This window comes from Micromonospora sp. ATLC16 (assembly GCF_057196645.1).
Genome location: NZ_JBXUOW010000001.1, coordinates 88,137 through 110,150 on the forward strand (window position 1 = coordinate 88,137; position 22,014 = coordinate 110,150).

Annotated in this window: 26 protein-coding genes; 16 read left to right on the plus strand and 10 right to left on the minus strand. The window is 72.0% G+C overall.

The window, feature by feature from the left end:
- Genes AC2CHE_RS00430 through AC2CHE_RS00460 form a run of 7 tightly spaced genes read left to right on the plus strand, consistent with a single transcriptional unit; the run spans position 1 to position 4,495 of the window.
- Positions 1 to 903 (plus strand): type II secretion system F family protein, encoded by a 903-nt coding sequence (locus tag AC2CHE_RS00430; RefSeq protein ID WP_484502857.1) that lies wholly within the window; start codon positions 1 to 3, stop codon positions 901 to 903.
- Positions 900 to 1,763: a type II secretion system F family protein gene (locus AC2CHE_RS00435; RefSeq protein WP_484502858.1), complete on the plus strand. Its 864-nt coding sequence runs from the start codon at positions 900 to 902 to the stop codon at positions 1,761 to 1,763. The genes AC2CHE_RS00430 and AC2CHE_RS00435 overlap by 4 nt, the downstream gene beginning before the upstream one ends.
- Before the next feature lie 25 nt (positions 1,764 to 1,788).
- A complete protein-coding gene (locus AC2CHE_RS00440; protein ID WP_484502859.1) occupies positions 1,789 to 1,992 on the plus strand; it encodes a hypothetical protein in 204 nt (67 codons plus the stop codon).
- A gap of 3 nt (positions 1,993 to 1,995) precedes the next feature.
- The gene (locus AC2CHE_RS00445) at positions 1,996 to 2,439 is read left to right on the plus strand and encodes a TadE/TadG family type IV pilus assembly protein (RefSeq protein WP_484502860.1); all 444 of its coding nucleotides are present in this window, start codon (positions 1,996 to 1,998) and stop codon (positions 2,437 to 2,439) included.
- Complete coding sequence (locus AC2CHE_RS00450) at positions 2,424 to 2,888, plus strand: TadE/TadG family type IV pilus assembly protein (RefSeq protein ID WP_484502861.1); 465 nt, start codon at positions 2,424 to 2,426, stop codon at positions 2,886 to 2,888. Before AC2CHE_RS00445 ends, AC2CHE_RS00450 begins: the two co-directional genes overlap by 16 nt.
- Complete coding sequence (locus AC2CHE_RS00455; protein WP_484502862.1) at positions 2,885 to 3,310, plus strand: pilus assembly protein TadG-related protein; 426 nt, start codon at positions 2,885 to 2,887, stop codon at positions 3,308 to 3,310. Before AC2CHE_RS00450 ends, AC2CHE_RS00455 begins: the two co-directional genes overlap by 4 nt.
- A 15-nt stretch (positions 3,311 to 3,325) precedes the next feature.
- Positions 3,326 to 4,495, plus strand: coding sequence for a LysM peptidoglycan-binding domain-containing protein (locus AC2CHE_RS00460; RefSeq protein ID WP_484502863.1), 1,170 nt, complete (start codon positions 3,326 to 3,328; stop codon positions 4,493 to 4,495).
- 104 nt (positions 4,496 to 4,599) lie between these two features.
- Here AC2CHE_RS00460 and AC2CHE_RS00465 read toward each other — a convergent pair whose 3' ends face one another.
- The 4 genes from AC2CHE_RS00465 to AC2CHE_RS00480 all read right to left on the minus strand — a co-directional run bounded on the left by AC2CHE_RS00465 (position 4,600) and on the right by AC2CHE_RS00480 (position 9,516).
- Positions 4,600 to 5,451 carry a Rieske (2Fe-2S) protein gene (locus AC2CHE_RS00465; protein WP_484502864.1) on the minus strand — a complete coding sequence of 284 codons (852 nt, stop codon included), beginning with the start codon at positions 5,449 to 5,451 and terminating at the stop codon, positions 4,600 to 4,602.
- A 209-nt stretch (positions 5,452 to 5,660) separates the two neighbouring features.
- Positions 5,661 to 7,133 carry a dihydrolipoyl dehydrogenase family protein gene (locus AC2CHE_RS00470; RefSeq protein WP_484503021.1) on the minus strand — a complete coding sequence of 491 codons (1,473 nt, stop codon included), beginning with the start codon at positions 7,131 to 7,133 and terminating at the stop codon, positions 5,661 to 5,663.
- A gap of 152 nt (positions 7,134 to 7,285) precedes the next feature.
- On the minus strand, positions 7,286 to 8,608 hold the full coding sequence (locus AC2CHE_RS00475; RefSeq protein ID WP_484502865.1) for a cryptochrome/photolyase family protein: 1,323 nt from the start codon (positions 8,606 to 8,608) through the stop codon (positions 7,286 to 7,288).
- Complete coding sequence (locus AC2CHE_RS00480) at positions 8,605 to 9,516, minus strand: phytoene/squalene synthase family protein (protein WP_484502866.1); 912 nt, start codon at positions 9,514 to 9,516, stop codon at positions 8,605 to 8,607. Before AC2CHE_RS00480 ends, AC2CHE_RS00475 begins: the two co-directional genes overlap by 4 nt.
- 65 nt (positions 9,517 to 9,581) lie before the next feature.
- Between AC2CHE_RS00480 and AC2CHE_RS00485 the strand changes: the two genes are divergently transcribed.
- The 4 genes from AC2CHE_RS00485 to AC2CHE_RS00500 are packed head-to-tail and all read left to right on the plus strand — an operon-like array spanning position 9,582 to position 13,810.
- Positions 9,582 to 10,736 (plus strand): polyprenyl synthetase family protein, encoded by a 1,155-nt coding sequence (locus tag AC2CHE_RS00485; protein WP_484502867.1) that lies wholly within the window; start codon positions 9,582 to 9,584, stop codon positions 10,734 to 10,736.
- 30 nt (positions 10,737 to 10,766) lie between these two features.
- A complete protein-coding gene (gene crtI, locus AC2CHE_RS00490; protein ID WP_484502868.1) occupies positions 10,767 to 12,248 on the plus strand; it encodes a phytoene desaturase family protein in 1,482 nt (493 codons plus the stop codon).
- 52 nt (positions 12,249 to 12,300) lie between these two features.
- Positions 12,301 to 12,879 carry an isopentenyl-diphosphate Delta-isomerase gene (idi, locus tag AC2CHE_RS00495; RefSeq protein ID WP_484502869.1) on the plus strand — a complete coding sequence of 193 codons (579 nt, stop codon included), beginning with the start codon at positions 12,301 to 12,303 and terminating at the stop codon, positions 12,877 to 12,879.
- Positions 12,869 to 13,810 (plus strand): MerR family transcriptional regulator, encoded by a 942-nt coding sequence (locus tag AC2CHE_RS00500; RefSeq protein ID WP_484502870.1) that lies wholly within the window; start codon positions 12,869 to 12,871, stop codon positions 13,808 to 13,810. Before idi ends, AC2CHE_RS00500 begins: the two co-directional genes overlap by 11 nt.
- 151 nt (positions 13,811 to 13,961) lie before the next feature.
- Here the strand turns inward: AC2CHE_RS00500 and AC2CHE_RS00505 are convergent, their stop codons facing one another.
- The 3 genes from AC2CHE_RS00505 to AC2CHE_RS00515 all read right to left on the minus strand — a co-directional run bounded on the left by AC2CHE_RS00505 (position 13,962) and on the right by AC2CHE_RS00515 (position 15,285).
- The gene (locus AC2CHE_RS00505; protein WP_484502871.1) at positions 13,962 to 14,177 is read right to left on the minus strand and encodes a hypothetical protein; all 216 of its coding nucleotides are present in this window, start codon (positions 14,175 to 14,177) and stop codon (positions 13,962 to 13,964) included.
- 83 nt (positions 14,178 to 14,260) lie between these two features.
- Positions 14,261 to 14,896, minus strand: coding sequence for an endonuclease V (locus AC2CHE_RS00510; RefSeq protein WP_484503022.1), 636 nt, complete (start codon positions 14,894 to 14,896; stop codon positions 14,261 to 14,263).
- 116 nt (positions 14,897 to 15,012) lie between these two features.
- A complete protein-coding gene (locus AC2CHE_RS00515) occupies positions 15,013 to 15,285 on the minus strand; it encodes a hypothetical protein (RefSeq protein ID WP_484502872.1) in 273 nt (90 codons plus the stop codon).
- Positions 15,286 to 15,521: 236 nt separating this feature from the next.
- On the opposite strand from AC2CHE_RS00515, the gene AC2CHE_RS00520 reads away from it, so the two are divergent.
- Together AC2CHE_RS00520 and AC2CHE_RS00525 are read left to right on the plus strand one after the other, a co-directional pair.
- Entirely contained in the window at positions 15,522 to 16,313 is a 792-nt protein-coding gene (locus tag AC2CHE_RS00520) for a helix-turn-helix domain-containing protein (RefSeq protein WP_484502873.1), read from the plus strand.
- Entirely contained in the window at positions 16,301 to 16,495 is a 195-nt protein-coding gene (locus AC2CHE_RS00525; RefSeq protein ID WP_484502874.1) for a DUF397 domain-containing protein, read from the plus strand. The genes AC2CHE_RS00520 and AC2CHE_RS00525 overlap by 13 nt, the downstream gene beginning before the upstream one ends.
- Here AC2CHE_RS00525 and AC2CHE_RS00530 read toward each other — a convergent pair.
- Positions 16,485 to 16,961: a MarR family winged helix-turn-helix transcriptional regulator gene (locus AC2CHE_RS00530; protein WP_484502875.1), complete on the minus strand. Its 477-nt coding sequence runs from the start codon at positions 16,959 to 16,961 to the stop codon at positions 16,485 to 16,487. The two genes, AC2CHE_RS00525 and AC2CHE_RS00530, sit on opposite strands and share 11 nt — an antisense overlap.
- A 64-nt stretch (positions 16,962 to 17,025) precedes the next feature.
- Here AC2CHE_RS00530 and AC2CHE_RS00535 point away from each other — a divergent pair, with 64 nt between their 5' ends.
- Complete coding sequence (locus AC2CHE_RS00535; RefSeq protein ID WP_484502876.1) at positions 17,026 to 17,586, plus strand: carboxymuconolactone decarboxylase family protein; 561 nt, start codon at positions 17,026 to 17,028, stop codon at positions 17,584 to 17,586.
- Between the two features lie 17 nt (positions 17,587 to 17,603).
- On the opposite strand, the gene AC2CHE_RS00540 is transcribed toward AC2CHE_RS00535, so the two are convergent.
- Positions 17,604 to 18,491 carry a transglutaminase-like domain-containing protein gene (locus AC2CHE_RS00540; RefSeq protein WP_484502877.1) on the minus strand — a complete coding sequence of 296 codons (888 nt, stop codon included), beginning with the start codon at positions 18,489 to 18,491 and terminating at the stop codon, positions 17,604 to 17,606.
- A gap of 184 nt (positions 18,492 to 18,675) precedes the next feature.
- On the opposite strand from AC2CHE_RS00540, the gene AC2CHE_RS00545 reads away from it, so the two are divergent.
- Together AC2CHE_RS00545 and mqnP are read left to right on the plus strand one after the other, a co-directional pair.
- A complete protein-coding gene (locus tag AC2CHE_RS00545; protein ID WP_484502878.1) occupies positions 18,676 to 20,136 on the plus strand; it encodes a menaquinone biosynthesis decarboxylase in 1,461 nt (486 codons plus the stop codon).
- Positions 20,136 to 21,053 carry a menaquinone biosynthesis prenyltransferase MqnP gene (gene mqnP, locus AC2CHE_RS00550; protein ID WP_484502879.1) on the plus strand — a complete coding sequence of 306 codons (918 nt, stop codon included), beginning with the start codon at positions 20,136 to 20,138 and terminating at the stop codon, positions 21,051 to 21,053. The genes AC2CHE_RS00545 and mqnP overlap by 1 nt, the downstream gene beginning before the upstream one ends.
- A gap of 7 nt (positions 21,054 to 21,060) precedes the next feature.
- Here mqnP and AC2CHE_RS00555 read toward each other — a convergent pair whose 3' ends face one another.
- Positions 21,061 to 21,996, minus strand: coding sequence for a terpene synthase family protein (locus AC2CHE_RS00555; RefSeq protein WP_484502880.1), 936 nt, complete (start codon positions 21,994 to 21,996; stop codon positions 21,061 to 21,063).
- Positions 21,997 to 22,014: the final 18 nt, after the last annotated feature.

The window sequence follows — 22,014 nt, forward strand, 5'->3', positions numbered from 1 at the left end:
GTGCGTACCAACATCGAGCTGATCGCCCTGGTGTCGGGGGCGGCCTGCGTGGCCGGCCTGGTGCTGGCGGTCGTCGCGCTCGTCGGCACCCGCCGGCCGCCGGGGCGGGCACCCGGAGCGAGTCCGGGGCTCGGGCGGCTCTGGCGCGGCTCCGGCAGCACGGCCCGTGAGCAGCGGGCGCACCAGGCATTGTTGATCGGCGCGGTGGCCGCCGGTGCGCTGGCCTTCCTGCTGACCGGCCTGCCCGTGGTGGGCCTGCTGGTGGCGGTGGCGGTGCCGGGCGCACCGTGGCTGTTCTCGGTCGGGCGGGCCGAGCAGCGGGCCATCGCCCGGATCGAGGCGGTCGGCGAGTGGACCCGCCGACTCAAGGACGTCTCCGCCACCGGCCAAGGGCTCCAGCAGGCGATCATCGGCACGGTCAGCACCGCGCCGGAGGAGATCCAGGAGGAGGTACGGCTGCTCGCCGCCCGGCTCCAGGCCGGGTGGCTGGCCCGCTCCGCCCTGCTGGCCTTCGCCGACGAGATCGGCGACCCGGTCTGCGACCAGGTGGTCGCCGCGCTGATCCTGCACCTCACCGATCGAGGCGAGCGCCTCGGCGACGTGCTCGGTTCGATCGCCTCCGCCGCCGCCGCGGAGGTGGCGACCCGCCGGGAGATCGAGGCCAAGCGCACCCAGCCCCGGTTCGCGGTCCGCTTCCTCACCGGGATGACGCTGGCCACCATCGCGTACGGGCTGCTCAACCGCGAGTACGTCCAGCCGTACGACACGCCGTTCGGGCAGTTGGTGATGGCGGTGCTCGGTGCCGCCTTCGTGGCGCTGCTGGCCTGGGTGCGCTCGATGAGCCAGCCACCCCGACCGGCCCGCTTCCTGCCCGCACCCGACCCGGGCGAGGTGGTGGCGTGAACCTGCATCTCACCCTCGCGGTGGTGGCCGGTGCCACGCTCGGGTTGGGCGTGTTCCTGGTGGTCCGTGAGCTGGTGCCGGCAACTCCCGCGCTCGGTCCGGCGCTGCGCCGGCTGCACCAGCCGCCGGGAAGCGCCCGCACCGGACCCACCGGCCGACACCTGGACTGGCTCACCGGGTTGGCCCGCTGGCTGCGGCCGCCGCACCGGCAACTGGCCCTGCTCGACCGCACCCCCGAGCAGTACGCCCTCTCCCTGCTGTTGTCCGCCCTGATCGGGCTCTCCGCGCCGGCGCTGCTCAGCGTCACCCTTTTCACCGTCGGTGTCTCGCTGCCGCTGGCCGTACCGGTCCTGGGCAGCCTCGGCCTGGCGCTACTCTGCGCGCTTGTGGCGCACCGGTCGGTGCTGACCAAGGCGGACGCGGCGCGGGACGAATTCCGCCAGGCGGTCTGCACCTACCTGGACCTGGTCGCATTGCAGTTGTCCGCGGCGCACGGTCCGGTGCAGTCGTTGGAGCGGGCCGCCGCGATCTGCGAGGGCTGGGTCTTCGACCGGATCTCCGAGGCGCTGCGGATGGCGCAGATGCAGATGCACTCGCCCTGGGACGAGCTACGCGATCTCGCCGACCGGATCGGCATCCCGGAGCTGGGCGACGTCGGCGCGATCATGCGTTCCTCCGGCAGTGAGGGCGCGCAGGTGCACGAGACGCTGCGCAGCCGGGCCGACTCGCTGCGCGACCAGATTCGCACCGACAACCTGGCCCGGGCCGAGGGGGTGACCAGCCGGCTCGACATTCCCGGCGCGCTGCTGGTCTTCGTCCTGCTCGGCTTCGCCATCTACCCGTTCCTGGCCCGCCTCTAGACCGACCCCGAGTGAAGGAGCCCCGATGTCCGTAATCACCTACCTGCACGTCGCGCTGCGGGCGCGGCTGGCCGAACTGCGCGGCGACCGTGGCGACAGCCCGGTACCCACCGCCGTGATCATCTTTGGCCTGGTGGCCGTGGCGATGGCGGTGACCGCCGCCGCCCTCGGTGCGGCCAACGACTGGATGAGCAACATCCCGACCTACCAGAACCCGTCGGAAACCTGATCGATGTTCCGTCGCCTCTCCGCCGGCTGGTGCCGGGTGGTCGCCGCCACCCGGCACCGTCTGCTGCCCGGGGACGGTGAGCGGGGCGGCAATCCGGTCGAGCTGGCGGTGGCGCTGCCGGCGATCCTGGTGATGCTGTTCGCCTCGATCCAGGTCGCCGTCGTCTTCGTCGCCCGGTCGACCGCGCTCAACGCCGCGCAGAGCGGAGTCAACGCGGAACGGCTCTACGACGCCTCGGCGGGAGCTGGCGAGGACCGGGCGGCCGAGTTCCTCCAGGCCGCCGGGGACTGGCTGGTCGACTGGGACGACCCGGGGCCGAGCTGTGCCGCCACCGAGACCGACGTGACCTGCACGGTGAGTGGTAGGGCCCTGTCGGTGGTGCCGGGCGTCAGCTTCACAGTCCGGCAGACGGCACACGGGACGGTGGAACGATGGACCGAGCCATGAGCCGGGGTTCGGTCTCGATCGAGGTGGCGGTGCTGGCGCCGGCCTTCGTGGCGATGATGGTGCTGGGCGGGGTCGCCGGGCGTACCGCGGTGGCCGACGCGGCGCTGGAGGCCGCCGCGCACGATGCGGCCCGGGCGGCGTCGATCTCCCGGGACGCCGCCACCGCCCGGAGGGAGGCCCGGGAGGCGGCCCGGCGCCAGCTCGACTGGCGGGGGGTGTCCTGTTCGGGGGCGCCGCAGGTGGCCTTCCGCGGCTCGGTCGACGGGCGGTCGACCCCCTTCAACCGCGCCTTCACCAGCACAGTCGGGCAGAACGCCACCGTCACCGTCGAGATCGCCTGCACCGTCTCCTACACCGACATCAAGCTGCCGGCGCTGACCATGCCGGACGGACAACGGATCATCGTCTCGTTCACCTCCCCGCTGGACCGCTACCGGAGCCGGAGATGACGGCCGGGCCTGGCGACGCCGGCCGGGTGAGCATCTTCCTGGCCGTGGCCCTGATCGGGGTGCTGGCCATCATCGGCATGGCGTTCGACGGCGCGGGTCAGCTCCGGACGCTGCAACGCGCCGAGAACCTGGCCGCCGAGGCGGCCCGCGCGGGCGGCCAGGCCATCGACCGGGCCACCGCCATCGAGGGCGGACCCAAGCGGATCAACCGACGCGAGGCTGGCAGCGCCGTCCGGAGCTACCTCGCCACCGCCGGGGCCAGCAACTACAGGGTGACCTTCCCGGTGGTCGACGGCGAGACCCTGATCCGGGTACGCGTCGAGGTCACCTACGACCGGGCGGCGCTCGGCCTGTTCGGCTTTTCCAACACCGTCACCGTCTCCGGTGAGGCGACCGCACGGGCGCTGACCGGGGCTGTCTAGGGAAGGAAGGTAGCCATGGCCGCATCGGGTGGCACCGCCGTACGGCGGGCCGGTCGGGTGCTCACCGGCTTCGGTGCGCTGGTCGTGCTGATCGGGCTGCTGGTCGGCGGGCCGATCGCGCTGCTGGCGTTCGCCGGCAACCCGCTCCCCGACCACGTACCCACGCTCGCGGAGATCGGCACCACGCTGACCAGCCGCGACGACGGGCAACTCTTCCTGCGGGCGCTGGCGATCGTGGGCTGGTTCGGCTGGGCCACCTTCGCCCTGTCGGTGCTCGTGGAGTTGGGCGCACAGGCGTTTGACCGGCCCGCACCCCGGCTGCCCGGCATGGGCCGGCAACAGCGGGCCGCCGCCGCGCTTGTCGGGTCGGTCGCGCTGATTCTCGCCGCCAGCCCCGCCGCCACGGCCGCCACCACGGTCTACGGCACGACGGCGTACGGCGGTGGATCTGCCGCCGCCGCGTTCACGCCGACCCCCGCCTTGGCGGTGCCGGCGACGACCGGCTCGGCGACGGCGGCCGGATCGGGAGCTGGCGCTCGGGCCGACGAGGCTCCGGCCCCCGTGTACCGGGTCGCCAAGGGTGACTACCTGGGCGGAGTCGCCGATCGGTACCTCGACGACTTCGACGACTATCACCGGTTGGCCGCGCTCAACAAGCTGCGTGACCCGGACCGGATCCGCCCCGGCCAGCTCATCACGCTGCCCGAGGAGGTACGCGACCAGGGCTCCCGGCCACACGCCACCGGCCGGCTGGTCACACCGAAACCCCGGCCTGCTCCCGAGTCACAGCGAACCGAGCAGACCCGCCCGACCAACCCGGGCGACTCGGTGGAGCGGCCCGGCGAGGCGGTGGAGCAGCCCGGCGACCCGACCGAGCGACCGGGCGCCGCCACGACTGCACCGGCCAGCCCCGAGGAACGGCAGCCAGGACCGCCGCAGGGCGAGAAGCCGGAGGGTGAGTCGCCGGTGGTGACGGTGGGCGCGTCCCGGGCCGGCGAGCCCGACCGGGTGAACCGTCCCCTCGCCGTCTCCGCCGTGCTGGCCGTGGCCGGCATCGTCGGCGCGCAGATCGGTGCGGTGCTCGGCCTACGGCGGCGGCCGGCCATGTCCCGCGCCGGCACCCGCCACCACCCGCCCGCCAGCGCCCTTGGCGAGCTGCCCGTGGGCCGGCACCGCAAGGACTGACGCCGCGAGCTGTCGGGAGGTGTGGCGGTCGAAGTAGCCGACACGCCGATCAGCGGACTACCCGCACTGCCACAGATCCAGCAGCCCGGGATCTCGATCCCGGGTCAGGGCAGGCGGGCCTCCAGGCGGCCGTCGACGATCCGGGTCGGCAGGATCTGCTGGTCGTTCGGGGACGGTCCGTGCACCACCTCGCCGCCGTTGAGTCGGAAGGTGCTGCCGTGCCACGGGCAGACCACGCACGCGTGCCCGTCGACCTCGCGTACCTCGCCCTCGCCGAGCGGACCGCTCTGGTGGGGGCAGCGCTCAAGCATGACGGTCACGTCGTCACCGTGGCGGTAGAGAATCACCGACACGTCGTCGACCTTGCGGGTGACGAGTTCCCGCTGTGGCAGGTTGGTCATCTCCGCCACCGGGTGCCAGCCCTCGCTGATCAGGTGCAGGTCGGAGACGCTCACGTTCACCTGGGCACCCTGCTTGTAGGCCAGATGCCCGCCGAGATACGCCCCGGCACCGGCGGCGCTCAGGCCGAGCCAGCCCAGGGCGCGCCCGAGTCCGTGCCGACCGGAGAGACGCGCGGCCAGCGAGGCGCCGTACAGCGTCAGCCCGACGGAGTTCGACGCGGCGTGCACCAGACCGACCCGACGCTGGTCACGGGAGAGCCCCGCCCAGTCGTTGAGCCCGGCGACCGCCGCCGGCAGGGCACTCAGCGTGCCGACCGCGGTCAGGGTGGTCGCCGCCCTCCGCTGCCCGGGCATCAGGTCCAGCACGGCCGCGCTGATCCACGCGCCGACCGGCAGCTGCACCATCGCCGGGTGCAACGGATGGCCCAGCCACACCCCGTGCAACAGGTCACGGACCCGCTGCGGGCGCAGCACCCCCTGCACGGTCTGCTGCAACCGGTCGCCGAACCGGTCCAGGCCGGCGGCTTGCTCGATCTTCGTCAACAAGGCTCGCACGAGTAACGACTTCCCGTCGTACGCGGCCGCAAACCGGTCGGCCGGGGACGGAAAGCCAGCCGAGCGACGCCGGGGCATGCTGATGGGATGACGGTACGCGGCGACGTCACGGAGGCGTTCGTCGTGTGGGTGACGCCGCCGACCGAGCCCTCCTCTCTACCGGCAGTTCGTTGGCGTCGGCGGCGGTCACCACCCAGGCAGACGCGGTATCAGCTGAGGTCCCGCAGCGCGTCGGAGATCGCCCGGTGGAAGGTCGGGTACGCGTAGATCATGTGCCGGAGCTGACTCAGCGGTACGGCCGCGTGCACGGCCACGACCAGGCCGGACAGCACCTCGCCGCCGGCCGGACCGGCCGAGGTGGCCCCGATCAACACCCCCTGGTCGGCGTCGGCGACTAGCTTGATGAAGCCGCCCTCGTCGGTCTTGTGGATCCGACCACGAGCGGACGACGCCAGCCGGGTGAAAGCGACCTGCACGTTGATGCCGCGTTCGCGGGCCTGCTGTTCGGTGAGGCCGACCGCACCGATCTCCGGATCGGTGAAGGTGACCCGGGGCAGCGCCCGGTAGTCGGCGCGGGGCACCGATCCCGCGGAACCGCTCGATCCGGTGGCGGCAAGCGAGCTGGCCACGCCGACCGCGCCACCGACCACGCTGGCCGTACCGCTCGGGTCCGCGCCGCCCTGCGAGCGCCGCATGTGGTCGAGCACGTCGGCGACCACGATGGACGCCTGATACATCGCGATGTGGGTGAAGGCACCCTCGCCGGTGACGTCGCCGACCGCCCAGATCCCCTCGGTGACGTGCAGCCGGTCGTCCACCGGCAGGTATCGCCCACTCGCGTCGACGCCGACCGTGTCCAGCCCCAACTCGTCCAGGTGGGCGCGGCGGCCGGTCACCACCAGCAGCCGCTCGGCGGTGAACTCCTCGCCCCCGGTGCCGCGCAGGGTGAAGCCGCCGACGCCGTGCTCGACCCGAGCCGCCTTGACCCCGATATGGATCTCCACCCCGTCGGCCCGCAACGCGGCGGCCGCCGCCTCGGACGACTCCGGCTCCTCGACGGCCAGGACCCGGTCGAGCGCCTCGACCACGGTGACCCGTACGCCGAAGCGGGCGAAAACCTGAGCCAGCTCCAGCCCGATCGCGCCGCCGCCCAGCACCAGCAGCGACCCGGGCAGTTCCTCGACCTCGATGGCCTCGCGGTTGGTCCAGTACGGGGTGTCCGCCAGCCCGTCCACCGGCGGCACCGACGGTCGGGTGCCGGTACCCAGGACGATCCCGTAACGGGCCTGGAAGACCTGATCACCGACCCGCACGCGGCCCGGACCGTCGATCCGTCCGCTGCCGCGTACGAAGCGCCCGCCCTTGTCGGTGAACCGCTGCACCGCCACCCGGTCGTCCCAGTCGTCGGTGGCCTCCGTGCGGATCCGCTTCGCCACCGGCGCCCAGTCCGGGGCGACCTGCGCGGTGCCACCCAGACCGTCGACCCGGCGGGCTTCGGCGATTGCGTTCGCCGCCCGGATCATCATCTTGCTCGGGACGCACCCCCAGTACGGGCACTCCCCGCCGACCAGGTTGCGTTCGACGCCGACGACGGTGAGCCCGGCCTCCGCGAGTCGACCGGCCACCTCCTCCCCGCCGACGCCGAGCCCGAGCACCACCACGTCCACCTGTTCCTGCTCCACCATGCCGCCAGCATCGCGCACCGATCAGCCCTCGACCACCCGGTCACGCCATCGTCGACGGGAGGGGCTCGTGGTGATCGCGATCGTGTGGTGATCGCGATCGTGTTCTTCACCAGTTTCGCGATGTACTACCTGTGGCAGCAGGTGCTCGGCTAGCGCAGCCAGACCGGGGTGTCGCCGGGCGGCTCCAGCGGTGGCGGGTAGTCGAGCGTGCGGCGCAGCGCTTCGGGCATCCGCCACGGCTGGTGCACCGCCTTGCCGGCCACCGACGCCAGTTCGGGCACCCACCGTCGCACGTACGCACCGTCGGGGTCGTACCGCTCGGCCTGCCGGATCGGATTGAACCCCCGGTACGGCCTGGTGTCGTTGCCGGTGCCGGCGACCCACTGCCAGTTGCCCGAGTTGTCGGCGATGTCGCCGTCGAGTAGCCACCGGAAGTAGACCGCCTGCCCGTCCCGCCAGTCCAGCCCGAGCGTCTTGGTGAGGTAGCCGGCGGTGATGAGGCGGGCCCGGTTGTGCAGCCACCCCTGCGCCCTTAGCTGACGCATGCCGGCATCCACGACCGGCAGGCCGGTGCGCCCCTCGGTCCAGGCGGCGAGGGCCTGCTCGTCGTAGCGCCAGTGTTCGGTCGCCCGGCGGCGGTACGCCTTGCGGGGCAGGTCGGGAAAGGCGGCGGTCACCTGGTGGTAGAAGTCGCGCCAGCAGAGTTGCCGGACGAACGGAGATTCCCGGTCGTCGATCGTGTTGGCCACGGTCAGCGGCGACAGGCAGCCGAAACGCAGGTAGGGACTGAGTCGGGAGGTGGCGTCGCCAGCCATGTCGTCGTGGCGGTCGCCGTATTGCGTGACGTCGGGCAGCCACCGCGCCATGCGACGCCGTGCCTCGTCCTCTCCGCCGGTCACCACGTCCGGCGAATCTCCCGATGGCAGCGCCGGGAGGCGTCCGACCGACAGGTCAGCCGGCAGCCTCACGGTCACCGGTGCGGACAGTTCTTCCCGCCACGATCGCGCGCTCCACGCCCGGTGGTAGGGGCTGAACACCCGGTAGTGGTCACCGCCGCCCGGGGTCAGTTCTGCCGGCTCGACCACCGTCAGGCCGGGAAAGAACCTCAGATGCAGTCGGTGCCGGTCACACTCGGCGCGCAGGCGTTGCGCCCGACGGGCGGCGTACCGGGAGACGTCGGCGGAGAGGGCGACCGCCTCGGCGCCCACCTCGCCGGCCAGTCGGATGGTCTCGGCCACCGGATCGCCGTGCCGTAGCACCAGGTCACCGCCGAGCGTACGCAGCGCCTCGCGGAGCGCGGCGAGGCTCTGGTGCAGGAATCGGGTGCGGTTCGGCGACAGCCGCGCGAGCGCGGGGTCCAGCACGTAGAGCGGCACCACGCGGTCGAAGGCGGCGCAGCTGGTCGCCAGCGCCGGGTGGTCGTGCACCCGCAGGTCGCGGGTGAACAACACGACGGCGGTACGCTCGCTCACCGCAGCGGCGGCCCGGGCACGGCGACCGGGCTGCCGGCCGGAGTCAGCAGGGCGCGGGTCGCCACCCCCAGCCGGCGCCGCTGCGGCACCGTGGCGCGACGGGCGAAGACGTCGTAGTCCTGGGCGGCCACCTCGTCGAGGATCCCGCCGTAGAGCAGGTAGGCGGTGCGGATGCAGGCCTGCGAGGCACCGTCGAGCAGCACCACGCCCGGCGCGGCGGCGAGGTAGTGCGCCTGGGCTCGGGTCACCTCGTACCGGATCAGTTCGCGCACCGGCCCGCTGGCCCGCCCGGCGTCGTGACAGGCCAACAGGTCGTCCCGGGTCACATCGAAGGCGGCCAGATCGTCGTCGGGCAGGTACGTCCGCCCCCGGGTCAGATCCTCGCCGACGTCGCGGATGAAGTTGGTCAGTTGGAACGCGAAGCCGAGCTGCCGGGCAGGCTCGCGAGCCGCCGCCGGATCGGAGCTGCCCAGGATCGGCAGCATCATCGTGCCGATGACGGCGGCCGATCCCTCCATGTAGTCCAGCAGGTGCTCGTAGGTGCGGTAGGAGGTGACGGTCAGGTCCATCGCCATGCTCTTGAGGAACGAGGCGAAGTCCTCCCGGTCGAGATCGAACACGGCGATGGTGTGCAGCACCGCCGGAAGCAGCGGGTCGGTAACCCGGGTGCCGTGCAGCCCGGCGACGAACCGTCCACCCCAGTCGTCCAGTCGTGTCGCGCGCTCGGCCGGTGGCAGGGCATCGGTCTGATCGACTATCTCGTCGGCGTAGCGGGTGAACCCATATAGGGCGTGCACATGCCGCCGTTTCCATGCGGGGAGCAGTCGGGTGGCGAGATAGTAGGTGCGTCCGTGACGCCTGTGCAGCTCACGGCATCTGTCGTAGGCAGCGACGAGATCCAGGTCCACCGGCCCCTCCTCTGATTCGACGCACCAATCGACGCAACTCGCGACCCTAGGGTACGCTCGGCGGCATGGCCAGCGACGGACCAACGGGTAATCTCGTTCGCGTGGTGCCTGAGCAAACGGTCGGTGGAGACGACCCGATCGCTGCCGTGCTGGCCGCCTACACGCGCGACATCGTCACGGCCGTCGACAACACGCTTGCCGAGTTTCTGACCGCCGAGGTCGACACGATGGCCGCGATCGACCCGGCGATGGGCGGCTTCGCCGCCACCGCCCGAGACTGTGTCCTCTCCGGCGGCAAACGGGTCCGCCCCACGTTCGCCTACTGGGGCTGGCGTGGCGCGGTCGGCGCCGACACGCCGGTCACCCCGGTGCTGCCCGCACTGGCCACCTTGGAGCTGCTGCACACCTTCGCGCTGGTGCACGACGACGTGATGGACGCCTCCGCCACCCGGCGCGGCCGACCGACCGCGCACGTGGCGGTGGCCACCCAGCACGCCGCCTCGGGTCGCAACGGTGACTCCGGGCGCTTCGGCGAGGCGGTCGCCGTGCTCATCGGCGATCTCTGCATGGTCTGGGCCGACCAATTGCTGGCCCGCGCCGACCTGCCGGCGGACCGGCTGTTCCAGGTACGGCGCGGCTACGACCGGATGCGGGTGGAGACGGTCGCCGGGCAGTACCTCGACATCCTCGGCGAGACCGAGCCGCAGAGCTGGTCGGTGGATCGGGCGCTCCGGGTGGCCCGGTACAAGACCGCCAGCTACACCGTGCAACGACCGCTGCTCTTCGGTGCCAGCCTGGCCGATGTCGGCGGGGACAGCCCACTGGCCACCGCGTACACCCGTTACGGGCTTGCCGTCGGCGAAGCCTTCCAGCTCTGCGACGACCTGCTCGGTGTCTTCGGCGACCCGACCACCACCGGCAAGCCGGCCGGTGACGACCTGCGCACCGGCAAACCGACGGCGCTGCTCCTCCTGGCCCGGGAACTGGCCACGCCGACGCAGCTGCGGGCACTCGACGGTGCCGGCCGGCGCGCCGACGGGCCGGAGATCGCCCGACTCGCCGAGGTGGTGGTCGACACGGGCGCCGTGCGGCGGATCGAGCGGATGATCGACGAGCGGGTCGAGGACGCCCTGGCCGCGCTCGACGCGGTCGCCGTCGACGAGACCGCCCGGACCGCGCTGGTCGGCCTCGCGACCGCCGCCACGCACCGGAGGGCATGATGGGATTTCTGCACAGAGAGGTGGTCGCCGGTGCGGACCGTTGACGGGCGTACTGATCGGGTGGTGGTTGTCGGGGCCGGCCTCGGCGGGTTGGCCTGCGCGCTGCACCTGGCCGGCAGCGGACGCCAGGTGACCGTGCTGGAACGCGAGCCGGTGCCGGGTGGGCGGGCCGGTCGGCTCAGCGTCGACGGCTACGAGTTCGACACCGGCCCCACGGTGCTCACCATGCCGGACCTGATCGCCGAGGCGCTCGCTGCGGTGGGCGAGGAGCTGACCGACTGGCTCGACCTGGTGCCGCTCGACCCCGCCTACCGGGCCTACTATCCGGACGGCTCGACGCTGGACGTGCTCACCGACACCGCCGCGATGGCGGCGGAGATCTCCCGGGTCTGCGGGCCCCGGGAGGCCGACGGTTACCTGCGGTTCGTCGACTTCGCGCGAAACCTGTGGCACCTTGAGCGGGCCGACTTCATCGAACGCAATCTCGACGCACCGACCGACCTGCTCACCGGTAACCTGCTCAAACTCGTCGCCACCGGCGCCTTCCGGCGACTGCAGACCAAGATCAACCAGTTCTTCCGTGATCCACGTACCCGACGGATCTTCTCCTTCCAGGCGATGTACGCGGGTCTCGCCCCGCACGACGCGCTCGCCATCTACGCGGTCATCGCGTACCTCGACTCGGTGGCCGGGGTCTTCTTCCCGCGCGGCGGCGTCCACGCGGTCTCCCGGGGGTTGGCCGGCGCCGCCGAGAAGCACGGCGTACGCATCCGGTACGGCACCACCGTGACCCGGGTGGAGACCGCGAACGGGCGGGCCACCGGGGTGGTGACCGCCGACGGGGAGTTCGTCCCCGCCGACGCCGTGGTACTCAACCCCGATCTTCCGGTGGCCTACCGCGACCTGCTGCCGCCGGCCCGGCAGCGCCGGCTCACCTACTCTCCCTCGTGTGTCGTGCTGCACGTCGGCTCGACCCAGGGCTACCGCCGCATCGCCCATCACAACATCCACTTCGGCCGGGCCTGGCAGGGCACCTTCGACGAGGTCATCCGACGCGGGAACCTGATGTCCGACCCGTCCCTGCTGGTCACCAACCCGAGCCGGACGGATCCGGCGGTCGCGCCAGCCGGCAGGCACACGTACTACGTACTGGCTCCGGTGCCGAACCTCGACCGGGCGCCCTTCGACTGGCGCGGCGACCTCACCGCCCGCTACACCGACCAACTCGTCACCACGTTGGAGGAGCGCGGCTACGTCGGCTTCGGCGCGGGCGTCGAGGTGCTGCGGGCGATCACCCCGGCGGAATGGGCCGAGCAGGGCATGGCGGCCGGTACCCCGTTCGCCTCCGCGCACACCCTGTTCCAGACCGGCCCGTTCCGGCCGTCGAACCTGCACCGCTCGCTGCCCAACGTGGTGTTCGTCGGCTCCGGCACCCAGCCCGGTGTCGGCGTGCCGATGGTGCTCATCTCCGGCAAGCTGGCCGCCGGCCGGATCACCGGGGAGCATCGGTGAGCAGCAGCGGGGCAGTGACCGGCCCGGAGCGCGGGAACGGGGGGCGGGGCTGATGCCGGAGTCCCGGGAGGAGCACCTTGTCGAACTGGTCGACGACACCGGCCGCCCCGTCGGGGAGGCCACGGTGGCCGCGGCCCACCAGCCGCCCGGTCAGCTGCACAGGGCGTTCTCCGTACTGCTCGTGGCGCCGGACGGCCGGGTGCTGCTCCAGCGACGCGCGGCGACGAAGACCCGCTTCCCGTTGCGCTGGGCCAACTCCTGCTGCGGCCACCCCAAGCCGGGCGAGGCCCTGACCGAGGCTGCCAACCGGCGACTGTCCGAGGAGCTGGGTGCCGGGCCGGTGCCGCTGACCGAGATCGGCGTCTACGTCTACCGCGCCGAGGATCCGACCACCGGGCGGGTCGAGGTCGAGTACGACCACGTCCTGCGCGGTGAGTTCCACCCCGACGGGTCGATGCGCCCCGAGCCGACCGAGGTGGCGGAACTGCGCTGGGTCGAGCCGGCCCAGCTCGCCGCCGCGCTCCGCCAGGACCCCGACGCCTACGCGCCGTGGCTGGGTGGTGTCCTGGATCGGCTGCTGCAACCCACGCAGCCGGCCTACGACGCGCCGGAGCGGCCGGGTGGCCGATGAGGCGCTGAGCGCGGGCGTGGTCGCCCAGCGCCTGGGGGTCGCGGTGACCACACTACGTACCTGGCACCAGCGGTACGGCCTCGGGCCCAGCCAGCACATTCCGGGCCACCACCGGCGCTACACGCCGGCAGATCTGGCTCGGCTAGAGGTGATGCGACGGCTCACCGCCGATGGGGTGAGCCCTGCCGAGGCGGCCCGGTGGGCCCGTCAGGCACCCGACCCTCTCGCGCCCCTCGACATCTCCCGTGCCGTGCGCAGGCGACGGGACGGCGGTGGCACGACCATCCCGGTCGGCCGGGCCGGGCCGGACGCCCGGGGGCTGGCCCGCGCCGCGATACGCCTGGACGCCGCGTCGATCAGTGCGACGATCTCCCGCGCCATCGCCGCCGACGGTGTGGTCGCGACCTGGGACCGACTGCTCCGCCCGCTGCTCGTCGGCATCGGCGAGCGGCACGCCGCCACCGGCCTGCTGATCGAGGTCGAGCACCTGGTGTCCCGCTGCGTCTCGACGGCGTTGAGCGTGGTGGCGTCCGCCGGCCCCGTCCCCGGGGCACCCCGAGTCCTGCTTTCCTGCGCCGACGAGGAGCAGCACAGCCTGCCGCTGGAGGCGCTCGCCGCAGCGTTGGCCGAGGCCGGGGTCGGCTACCGGATGCTCGGTGCCCGGGTGCCGACGGCGGCACTGCTCGCCGCGATCGACCGGACCGGTCCGGCCGCCGTGGTGCTCTGGTCGCAGACTCGGGCCACCGCCGACCCGGCCCAACTCACCGCCCTGCTCACCGCGTCGAGCCGGCCTATGCTGGTGCTCGCGGCCGGGCCGGGCTGGCCGGCCCGGGCTCTTCCCGCCGGGGTGATCCGCCCGACCGACCTGACCGAGGCGGTCTCCCTCACCGTCGCCGTGCACGACTCGCTGAACCGTCCGGCCGCCTCCTGACCCGCAAGATGATGGGTCGTGCACCTGATCAAGACGTGAGGAATCTTCGATCGGGGCGTCGAGTGGGCCGACCTGGAATGGGTCGCAATCTCCGCAGGTACTGCGGCTACCAGCGCACCCATGAGCGGCACACCGCCGGAAGGTGTCGACATCAGCTCCGAGGCGGGTCCGACAGCAGCCGGTCCCGCCGTAGCGTCTCGCTCACCCGCAGGGTGACCTGGTAGGCGACCTCCGGCACATCGGCCAGCTCGATCCGCTCGGACCGCAGCGCGAGCTGTGCGTGCAACTCACGGGCGATGGCATCGCGCAGCTCGACCTGTAGCGGCGACAGCCCGTCCGGCTCACCGACGACGTACGCATCCGACATGCCGCAATGCTGCCGTCGCCCGGCGTCTCGGTCCACGGAAGGTGAGATTCTCCCAAGATCTACTCGACCTCATGAAGTGCCAGTCAGCGGAGGGCTTCGCGGGAGAGGAAGTCGGCTCGACGGATCACTTCCGGCAGGCGGTAGCGGCGGCTCAGGTCGAGCGTGATCGTGGTCGCCTGGTCGAGGCTGGTGCGGTGGCCGACCGAGACGAACACCGGCTTGACCTCGGTCTGGGTGCGCAGCACCCGACCCAGCACCTCGTCGCCCTCCCGCAGCGCCGACCAGTCGCCCCGATGGGTGCCGGGCTCGTCGTACGCACCGACGAAGGGCGTCTTCGCCACCCCGAAGGTGGGCAGACCGGTCAGCACGCCCAGGTGGCAGGCGAGTCCGAACCGCCGGGGATGGGCGATGCCGTACCCGTCGCAGACCACCACCTCGGGGCGATGGTCGAGCCGGCCCAACGCCGTCAGCAGGATCGGCACCTCCCGGAAGGCCAGCAGCCCCGGCAGGTACGGGAAGCTCACCGTGCCCGGTACCACCGCCGACTCCACCTCGACGCCGGTGGCCAGGTCGATGACCACGGCGGCGGCGACGATCCGGGGCGAATCCTTGTGGTACGACACGTCCACGCCGGCGACCAGCCTCGGCGCGCCGCCCGGACAGTCAGCCAGGTCGAGGCGTTGCCGCAACTCCTGCTGGATCCGCTCCGCCTCCGCCACAGACTCCGGGGAGGTGGCCGTCACGCCAAGGCCCTCGGAGGTGGCCGCCGGCTCGTCGTCGGGGGCGGTCGTCATGAGGTGCGAGCGTACGACCAATCGTGGGACAGCGGTGGCGGTCAGTCGGTGGCTTGTGGGCGGGGGGCTCGTGGGGCGGCCCAGCCGAGGAAGCGGTCGTGTAGCGCGGCCGGCTTCGGCGCGTCGTGCGGGTTGAGGCGGTACAGGTCCTCGACGGCGTCGTACAGCATCCCGCCGAGGTAGATCGACAGGGCGACCGGGGTGTCCCGGTAGTCGGCCAGCAGGGTCAGCCGGGCCGTGGCGCAGGGCCACGGTGCGGCGCAGGCCCGACACAGCCAGAGCGGCCGAAGCGGCACGTGAAGCTGCGTTGTCATCCGCGTACCCCTATCTGGTGAGCCGGGCCGGAGGCGGGGCCGTCCGTCGCCGACGTGCCGGACGGCCCCGCTTCGGTTGCGCCCGTCCTTTTCGGGTCGGATCCGGGCGGTTCCGATGGGGACAGTCTGGCCAACCGCCGACTACGCTCGGAAGGCAACCGATCGCCCTGTGTGCCTGGCGTGGTTCCTGGTGAGGGCGGTGAGAAGGCAGGACATGCTGGTGAGGAGTGGTGCGGGTGGACGAGCGGTCGCGGGTGCTGATCGAGGAGCTGCGGCACATGCGGGCGGCGCGCAGGGTGACGCAGGAGGACCTGGCTCGGGCGATCAACTATTCGCCGTCCACTGTGGCCATGGTGGAGACCGAGGCGCGTAAGCCGCCGCCCGACTTCTGGGAGCGGGCGGACGCGGCGCTGGACACCGGCGGCGCGTTCGTTCGGATGCTGGCCCGGTTCGGGTCGCCGCAGTGGATGCGGGAGTGGGAGGCCAACGAGCGGCAGGCCACCGTGCTGCGGTCGTTCCAGCACACGGTGGTGCCGGGGCTGCTGCAGACCTCGGCGTACGCCCGCGCGCTGTTCCGCAGCGTCGGGCTCTACGACGACGCGGAGGTGGAGCGGCGGGTGGAGGCGCGGCTGGCCCGGCAGGCGGTGCTTGCCGGCGAGCGCCCGCCGCAGCTGGTCACGGTGCTCGACGAGCATGTGCTGCGCCGGCCGGTCGGCGGGCCGGTGGTGATGCGCGAGCAACTGTGGCGGCTGGTCAAGCTGGCCACCGAGCACGCCCGGGTACGGCTGCACGTGGTGCCCGCCTCGGTCGGCGCGTATCCGGGTGTCGCCGGGGCCTTCGTGCTGGCTACCCTTCCCAGTGGGGAGGATGTGGCCTATCTGGACGATCAGCTCAAGGGCCAGGTGATCGACCACACCGAGGACGTGCTGGCGATCCGGGCCTCCTGGGAGGCGATCCAGGGCGAGGCGTTGCCGCCCCGGCAGTCGATCGAGTTGTTGACGGAGGTGGCGGAGTCATGGCGGAGCTGACCGACGCCCGGTGGCGCACCAGCACCCGGAGCAGCACCAACGGCGGAGACTGCGTCGAGGTGGCCGACAACCTGCCCGGCCTGGTCGCGGTCCGGGACAGCAAGGACCGCGACGGCGCGGTGCTGACCTTCGGCCCGGCGGCCTGGCGGGCGTTCCTGGCGGTGCTTCCGGTCAGCCGGTGAACCACCCCGGGACGTCGAGCCGGAACCAGTTGGCGGGGGTGACGGTCCGCAGGTCGTCCTCGATGGCTGCCACCCGGTCCGCGCCGAGTGTTTCCGTCCAGCGCTGTCGCAGTTCGTCGAAGACGACCGCCGACCGGCGTAGCCCGTCGAGCCCGCGCGGGGTCAGTCGGACCAGTTTGCGGCGGGCGTCGCGGCTGTCGTCGGCGCGTTCCAGGTAGCCGAGGGCGACCAGCCGGTCCACGGTCTTGCCGGCGGCCTGCTTGGAGACGCCCAGCCGGTTGGCCAGCTCGGAGGCGGTGGTGCCGTCGGCACCGACGGCCTGGAGCACGAAGCCGTGCAGTGGGCGCAGCTCCGTGTGACCCTGCCGGGCCAGCTCGGCGTGCAGATCGTCGATGAGCGTCCGGAAGCCGGCAAGCAGCAGCAGTGGCAGTACGAAGCCGGGTCGCTGCGGATCAGGTGTTGGCAATTTCGACAACCTGGTTTACGATTTGGTCAACCACGTTGACCAATCTACGGCAAGGGGTTTCACCATGTCCACGCACGCCTACACCACCCACACCATCGACACCGCCCCGGAGACCGCCCGAGCCACCATGACCGGCGTACACCGCAAGATCGGCTACCTGCCCGGTGCGGTCGGCCTGATGGCCGAGTCCCCTGAACTGCTCAAGGGTTTCCTGACCGCCAACGCCAGCTTCGAGAAATGCGGACTGGACCCGATCCAGCGGGAGGTCGTGGTGCTCACGATCGCCGGCCGGAACGAATGCCACCTCTGCGTCGCCATGCACACCGCCACCCTCGTCCGGCACGGCGCTGCCGGCGAGCTGATCGACGCGCTGCGCGCCGGCACGAACCTGCCCGACGAGCGGCTGGAGACGTTGCGGCGCTTCACCCTGGCCGTACTCGACCATCGGGGCGCGGTGCCCGACGAGGAGCTGTCCGCCTTCCTGGCCGCCGGCTACCAGCCTCGGCACGCTCTGGACGTGGTGCTCGGCGTCGGTACCTACACCCTCTCCACCTTCGCCAACCGACTCACCCGAGCGCCGATCGACCCGCCCCTGATCGCGTACGCCTGGCAGCCGACTGCCTGACGGTGGCGGGGTGGTCGTCACACCGGTTCGTCGCGGTCGCGTACATCGTTGCGAACGGTGGCGGGGACCACCAGCCGCTCGTCGGCGTACAGCAGGAGCAGCTCTTCCGCGTGCTCGTCGGGCTCGCGGGTCAGCCGGGCCAGCTCGTCGAAGAGGGCCATCCGGTCATCGTCGAGCTTTTCCTCCGGGGCGGGCATCGCGCCCCAGAAGTCCCACGGCAGCAGCTCCACCCCGTGCAGCGCGGCGGCGTCGCGCATCATGTTGCCGGCGATCCACCACCAGCCGCCCTCGTCGGTCAAGCTGAGCCCGAAGGCGTCCGGGTCCGCGTGGCCGGCCCGGCAGCGGGCCCACGCCTCACCGGCGACCAGGAACCGGTCCCGTGGCACGTCCATGACGTCGAAGTCGATCCCGAACAGCTCACGCTGGCGCTCGTCGAGCTGGGCGTCGACCATGATCCAGCGCAGTTGCTCGGCATGCCAGTACTCGGCGACCCAGTGGTCCTCGTACCTGCCGTCGACGAAGTAGTCGCCGAAGCCGCAGCGGGCACGGGCCGGTACGCCCCGGGCCCGCAGCGCCGTGACCAGCAGCAGCGAATAGTGCCGGCAGTTGCCGGCCACGCGCTTCTCGGGGACGCGGGGGCTGGTCAGCGGCGGGTCGTCCGGCCCGCCCGCGATGCGGGCGATCAGATCGTCGGCGGGCCGCAGGTGCACGGTCTGCCGGTCGGCCTCGTTCAACGTGACCCCGTACGCGCCGGCGATGTGCTCGTGGATCAGCAGCCCCTGGATCGTCCGGGCGATCTCGGCCGGGTCGGACGGCACCGCTTCGAGAAGCGAGGCGAACGGCCCGGCAGAGGTCAGCCGGCCCGGCCGGGCGTACCGGGAGTGGTTTGTCCCGACCTGGTCCATCTGTCACTCCTCGGAGTCGTCGTCCTGCGCGGGTAGGAGCGGCGCGGCGCGCGGGGGTGCGCCGGTCGGGCGTCATGAGCTTAGATCTGAAGTGCGACACCCGATGCCCCGTGTGAGGTGATCCCCGACCAAAAGTCCGCCCGCGCTTGGCAGGCCGGTCGGGCGGTGCGGGAGACTTGCGGGCATGGCGGCTCGTGGCTTCCCGTACACCGATCTCAAGGACTTCCTCGCGGCACTGGAACGCGCGGGTGAACTGCGGCGCGTCAGCGTCCCGGTCGACCCGACGCTGGAGATCAGCGAGATCGTCACCCGAGCGGTGCGGGCGGACGGGCCGGCGCTGCTGTTCGAGCAGCCCACCCGGGGTGAGATGCCGGTGGCGATCAACCTGTTCGGCACCGAGAAGCGCACCGCGATGGCGCTCGGCGTCGAGTCGCTGGACGAGATCGGCAACCGGATCGGCGAGATGCTCAAGCCGGAGCTGCCGGTGGGTTTCTCCGGCATGATGGGCGGCCTCGGCAAGGTCATGCAGCTCACCTCGATGCCGCCCAAGAAGGTCAGGACCGCCCCCTGCCAGCAGGTGGTCTACCGGGGAGACGACGTAGACCTCAACCGGCTGCCCGGGCTCCAGGTGTGGCCGGGTGACGGTGGGATCTTCCACAACTTCGGGCTGACCCACACCAAGCACCCGGAGACCGGCAAGCGGAACCTCGGCCTCTACCGGCTTCAGCAGCACAGCCACAACACGCTCGGCATGCACTGGCAGATCCACAAGAATTCGACGGCACACCACGCCGTCGCCGAGCGGCTCGGCCAGCGGCTGCCGGTCGCCATCGCCATCGGTTGCGACCCGGTGGTCAGCTACGCGTCCAGCGCGCCGCTGCCCGCCGACATCGACGAGTACCTGTTCGCCGGCTTCCTGCGCGGCGAACGGGTGGAGATGGTCGACTGCCTTACCGTGCCGTTGCAGGTGCCGGCGCACGCCCAGGTGGTGCTGGAGGGCTACCTGGAGCCGGGCGAGCGGCTGCCGGAGGGGCCGTTCGGCGACCACACCGGTTTCTACACCCCGGTCGAACCGTTCCCGGTATTGCACGTCGAGGCGATGACCACGCAACGCGACCCGGTCTACCACTCGATCGTCACGTCGAAGCCGCCGCAGGAGGACCACGGGCTCGGCAAGGCCACCGAGCGGATCTTCGCGCCGCTGCTGCGTTTCCTGATCCCGGACATCGTCGACTACGACCTGCCGGCCGCCGGTGTCTTCCACAACTGCGCGATCGTGTCGATCCGCAAGCGCTACCCGAAGCACGCCCAGAAGGTGATGAACGCGATCTGGGGCGCGCACATGATGTCGCTGACCAAGCTGATCGTGATCGTGGACGAGGACTGCGACGTGCACGACTACCGCGAGGTCGCCTTCCGCGCGTTCGGCAACGTCGACTACGCCCGGGACCTGCTGCTCACCGAGGGTCCGGTGGATCACCTGGATCACGCGTCGTACCAGCAGTTCTGGGGCGGCAAGGCCGGCGTCGACGCCACCCGCAAGCTCCCCGAGGAGGGCTACCACCGGGGCTGGCCCGAGGAGATGACCATGGCCCCCGAGGTCGTCTCGCTGGTCGACAAGCGCTGGAAGGAGTACGGCGTCTGATGGCCACCGCCGCCGCTGTGCAGCCGACCGAGCGCCCCGGGCGCGTGAAGTCCTTCCTCAAGCTCGTGGCGATCGAGCACTCGGTGTTCGCGCTGCCGTTCGCGTACCTGTCGGCGTTGGCCGCGATGCAGGTGAACGGCGGGCGGGTGCGCTGGCTCGACCTGCTGCTGATCACCGTGGCGATGGTCGGGGCGCGGACGTTCGCGATGGCGGCGAACCGCATTCTGGATCGCCGGATCGACGCGCGGAACCCGCGTACCGCCAACCGGGAACTGGTGACCGGGGCGGTGAGCCTGCGGACGGCCTGGACCGGCGCGGGCGTCGCCCTGGTGGTCTTCCTCGCCGCCGCCGCCCTGCTCAACCCGCTCTGCCTGGTGCTCGCGCCGCTGGCCGTGGTCCCGCTGGTGGTCTACCCGTACGGCAAGCGGTTCACCAACTGGCCGCACGCCATCCTGGCCGCCGCCCAGATGGTCGGCCCGGTCGGCGCCTGGCTCGCGGTGACCGGCACCTTCGCCGGCTCCGGGCCGGCCTGGCTGCTCGGCGCCGCCGTCGGCCTGTGGATCGGTGGGTTCGACCTGATCTACGCCTGCCAGGACGCCGAGGTCGACCGGGAGATCGGCGTGCACAGCGTGCCGGCCCGCTACGGGCTGCGCTTCGCCCTGCACGCCTCCACGGTCGCGCACGTGGTCACCTTCGCGTTGTTCGGCTGGTTCGGCGTGCTGATGGGCTTCGGCTGGCTCTGGTGGATCGGGCTGGCGCTCACCGCCGTCGCCTTCGGCTACCAGCACCTGGTGGTCACGCCGACCGACCTGAGCCGGGTCAACCGGGCGTTCTTCACCGCGAACGGCTTCGTCGGCATCGCACTGTTCGCCTTCGCCCTGCTCGACCTGGTCGTCCGGCTCGGCCTACGCGCCTGAACGACTGTCACCTGCTGCCCGGCACGGCGTAGCGGGCGCTCTCCATGGTCCAGTCGATGGTGCCGCGAACAGCCCGGGCCACCCCGTCGAGGTGGGCGGTGACGGCCCGGTCCAGCGCCGGGCCGAACGAGGGCACCGTGGTGCGCAGGGTGACGAAGCGCCGCATCGACTCGTGCCAGCGTTGCGCCGCCAGCTCGACGGCGGCGGGCACCGGCACGCGATGTGCCGTGGCCAGCGCCAGCACCAGGTTGTGCCCGCCGGAGGTGGCCGCGTCCCGGTCCAGCGACGCGATGTCGTTGTACCAGGAGAGCAGGTCGTTTCCGACGTCGCGGAGCTGGCCCAGCCGTGGGTGGTGGTAGACCGGTTCGGGCAGCGGCCGGCCGGTGACGAACTCCCCCAGCGGATACGACACGTACGCCGCCGAGGTCGCCCGGCGCAGCTCGACGTACTCCTCGACGTCGGGCGTGTGCCCGGTCGCCTTGTTGACCGCCTCCTGCCAGGTGCCGTCGAGGTGATGGGCGACCGCGTCGGCGAAGCGCAGCCGCCAGCGGGCCGGCATCCGGCGGTGCGGCTCCCGCCAAGCGCTGACCAGCAGCCGGCGCAACGGACCGGCCAGGCCCGGGTGCCGCAGCCGGAGGCCGCCGTGCAGCAGCGCGATCGCGCCGTCGCGCAGGGCACGGATCTCGTCCAGGCCGACCCGCTCGGGCCCGTCGCAGGCATCGTCGACCAGGAAGAACCAGGTGAACAGCGCGGTCAAGGTGCGTAGGTCGGGCTCGGTGGCGTCGGGGTAGAGCCGCCCGGCGTAGCGGGCGAAACCGGCCCGCCCCAGCCGTTCCCGCGTCGGGGCGTCCAACGGCAGCTCGGCCGCCAACCACGCCTGCACCTCGTCGGCGTACGGGGAGAGCTGCGGCGCGATGGGGCAGGCGGCACGCAATGAAGGCAACAAGATGTGGTGCGCGGA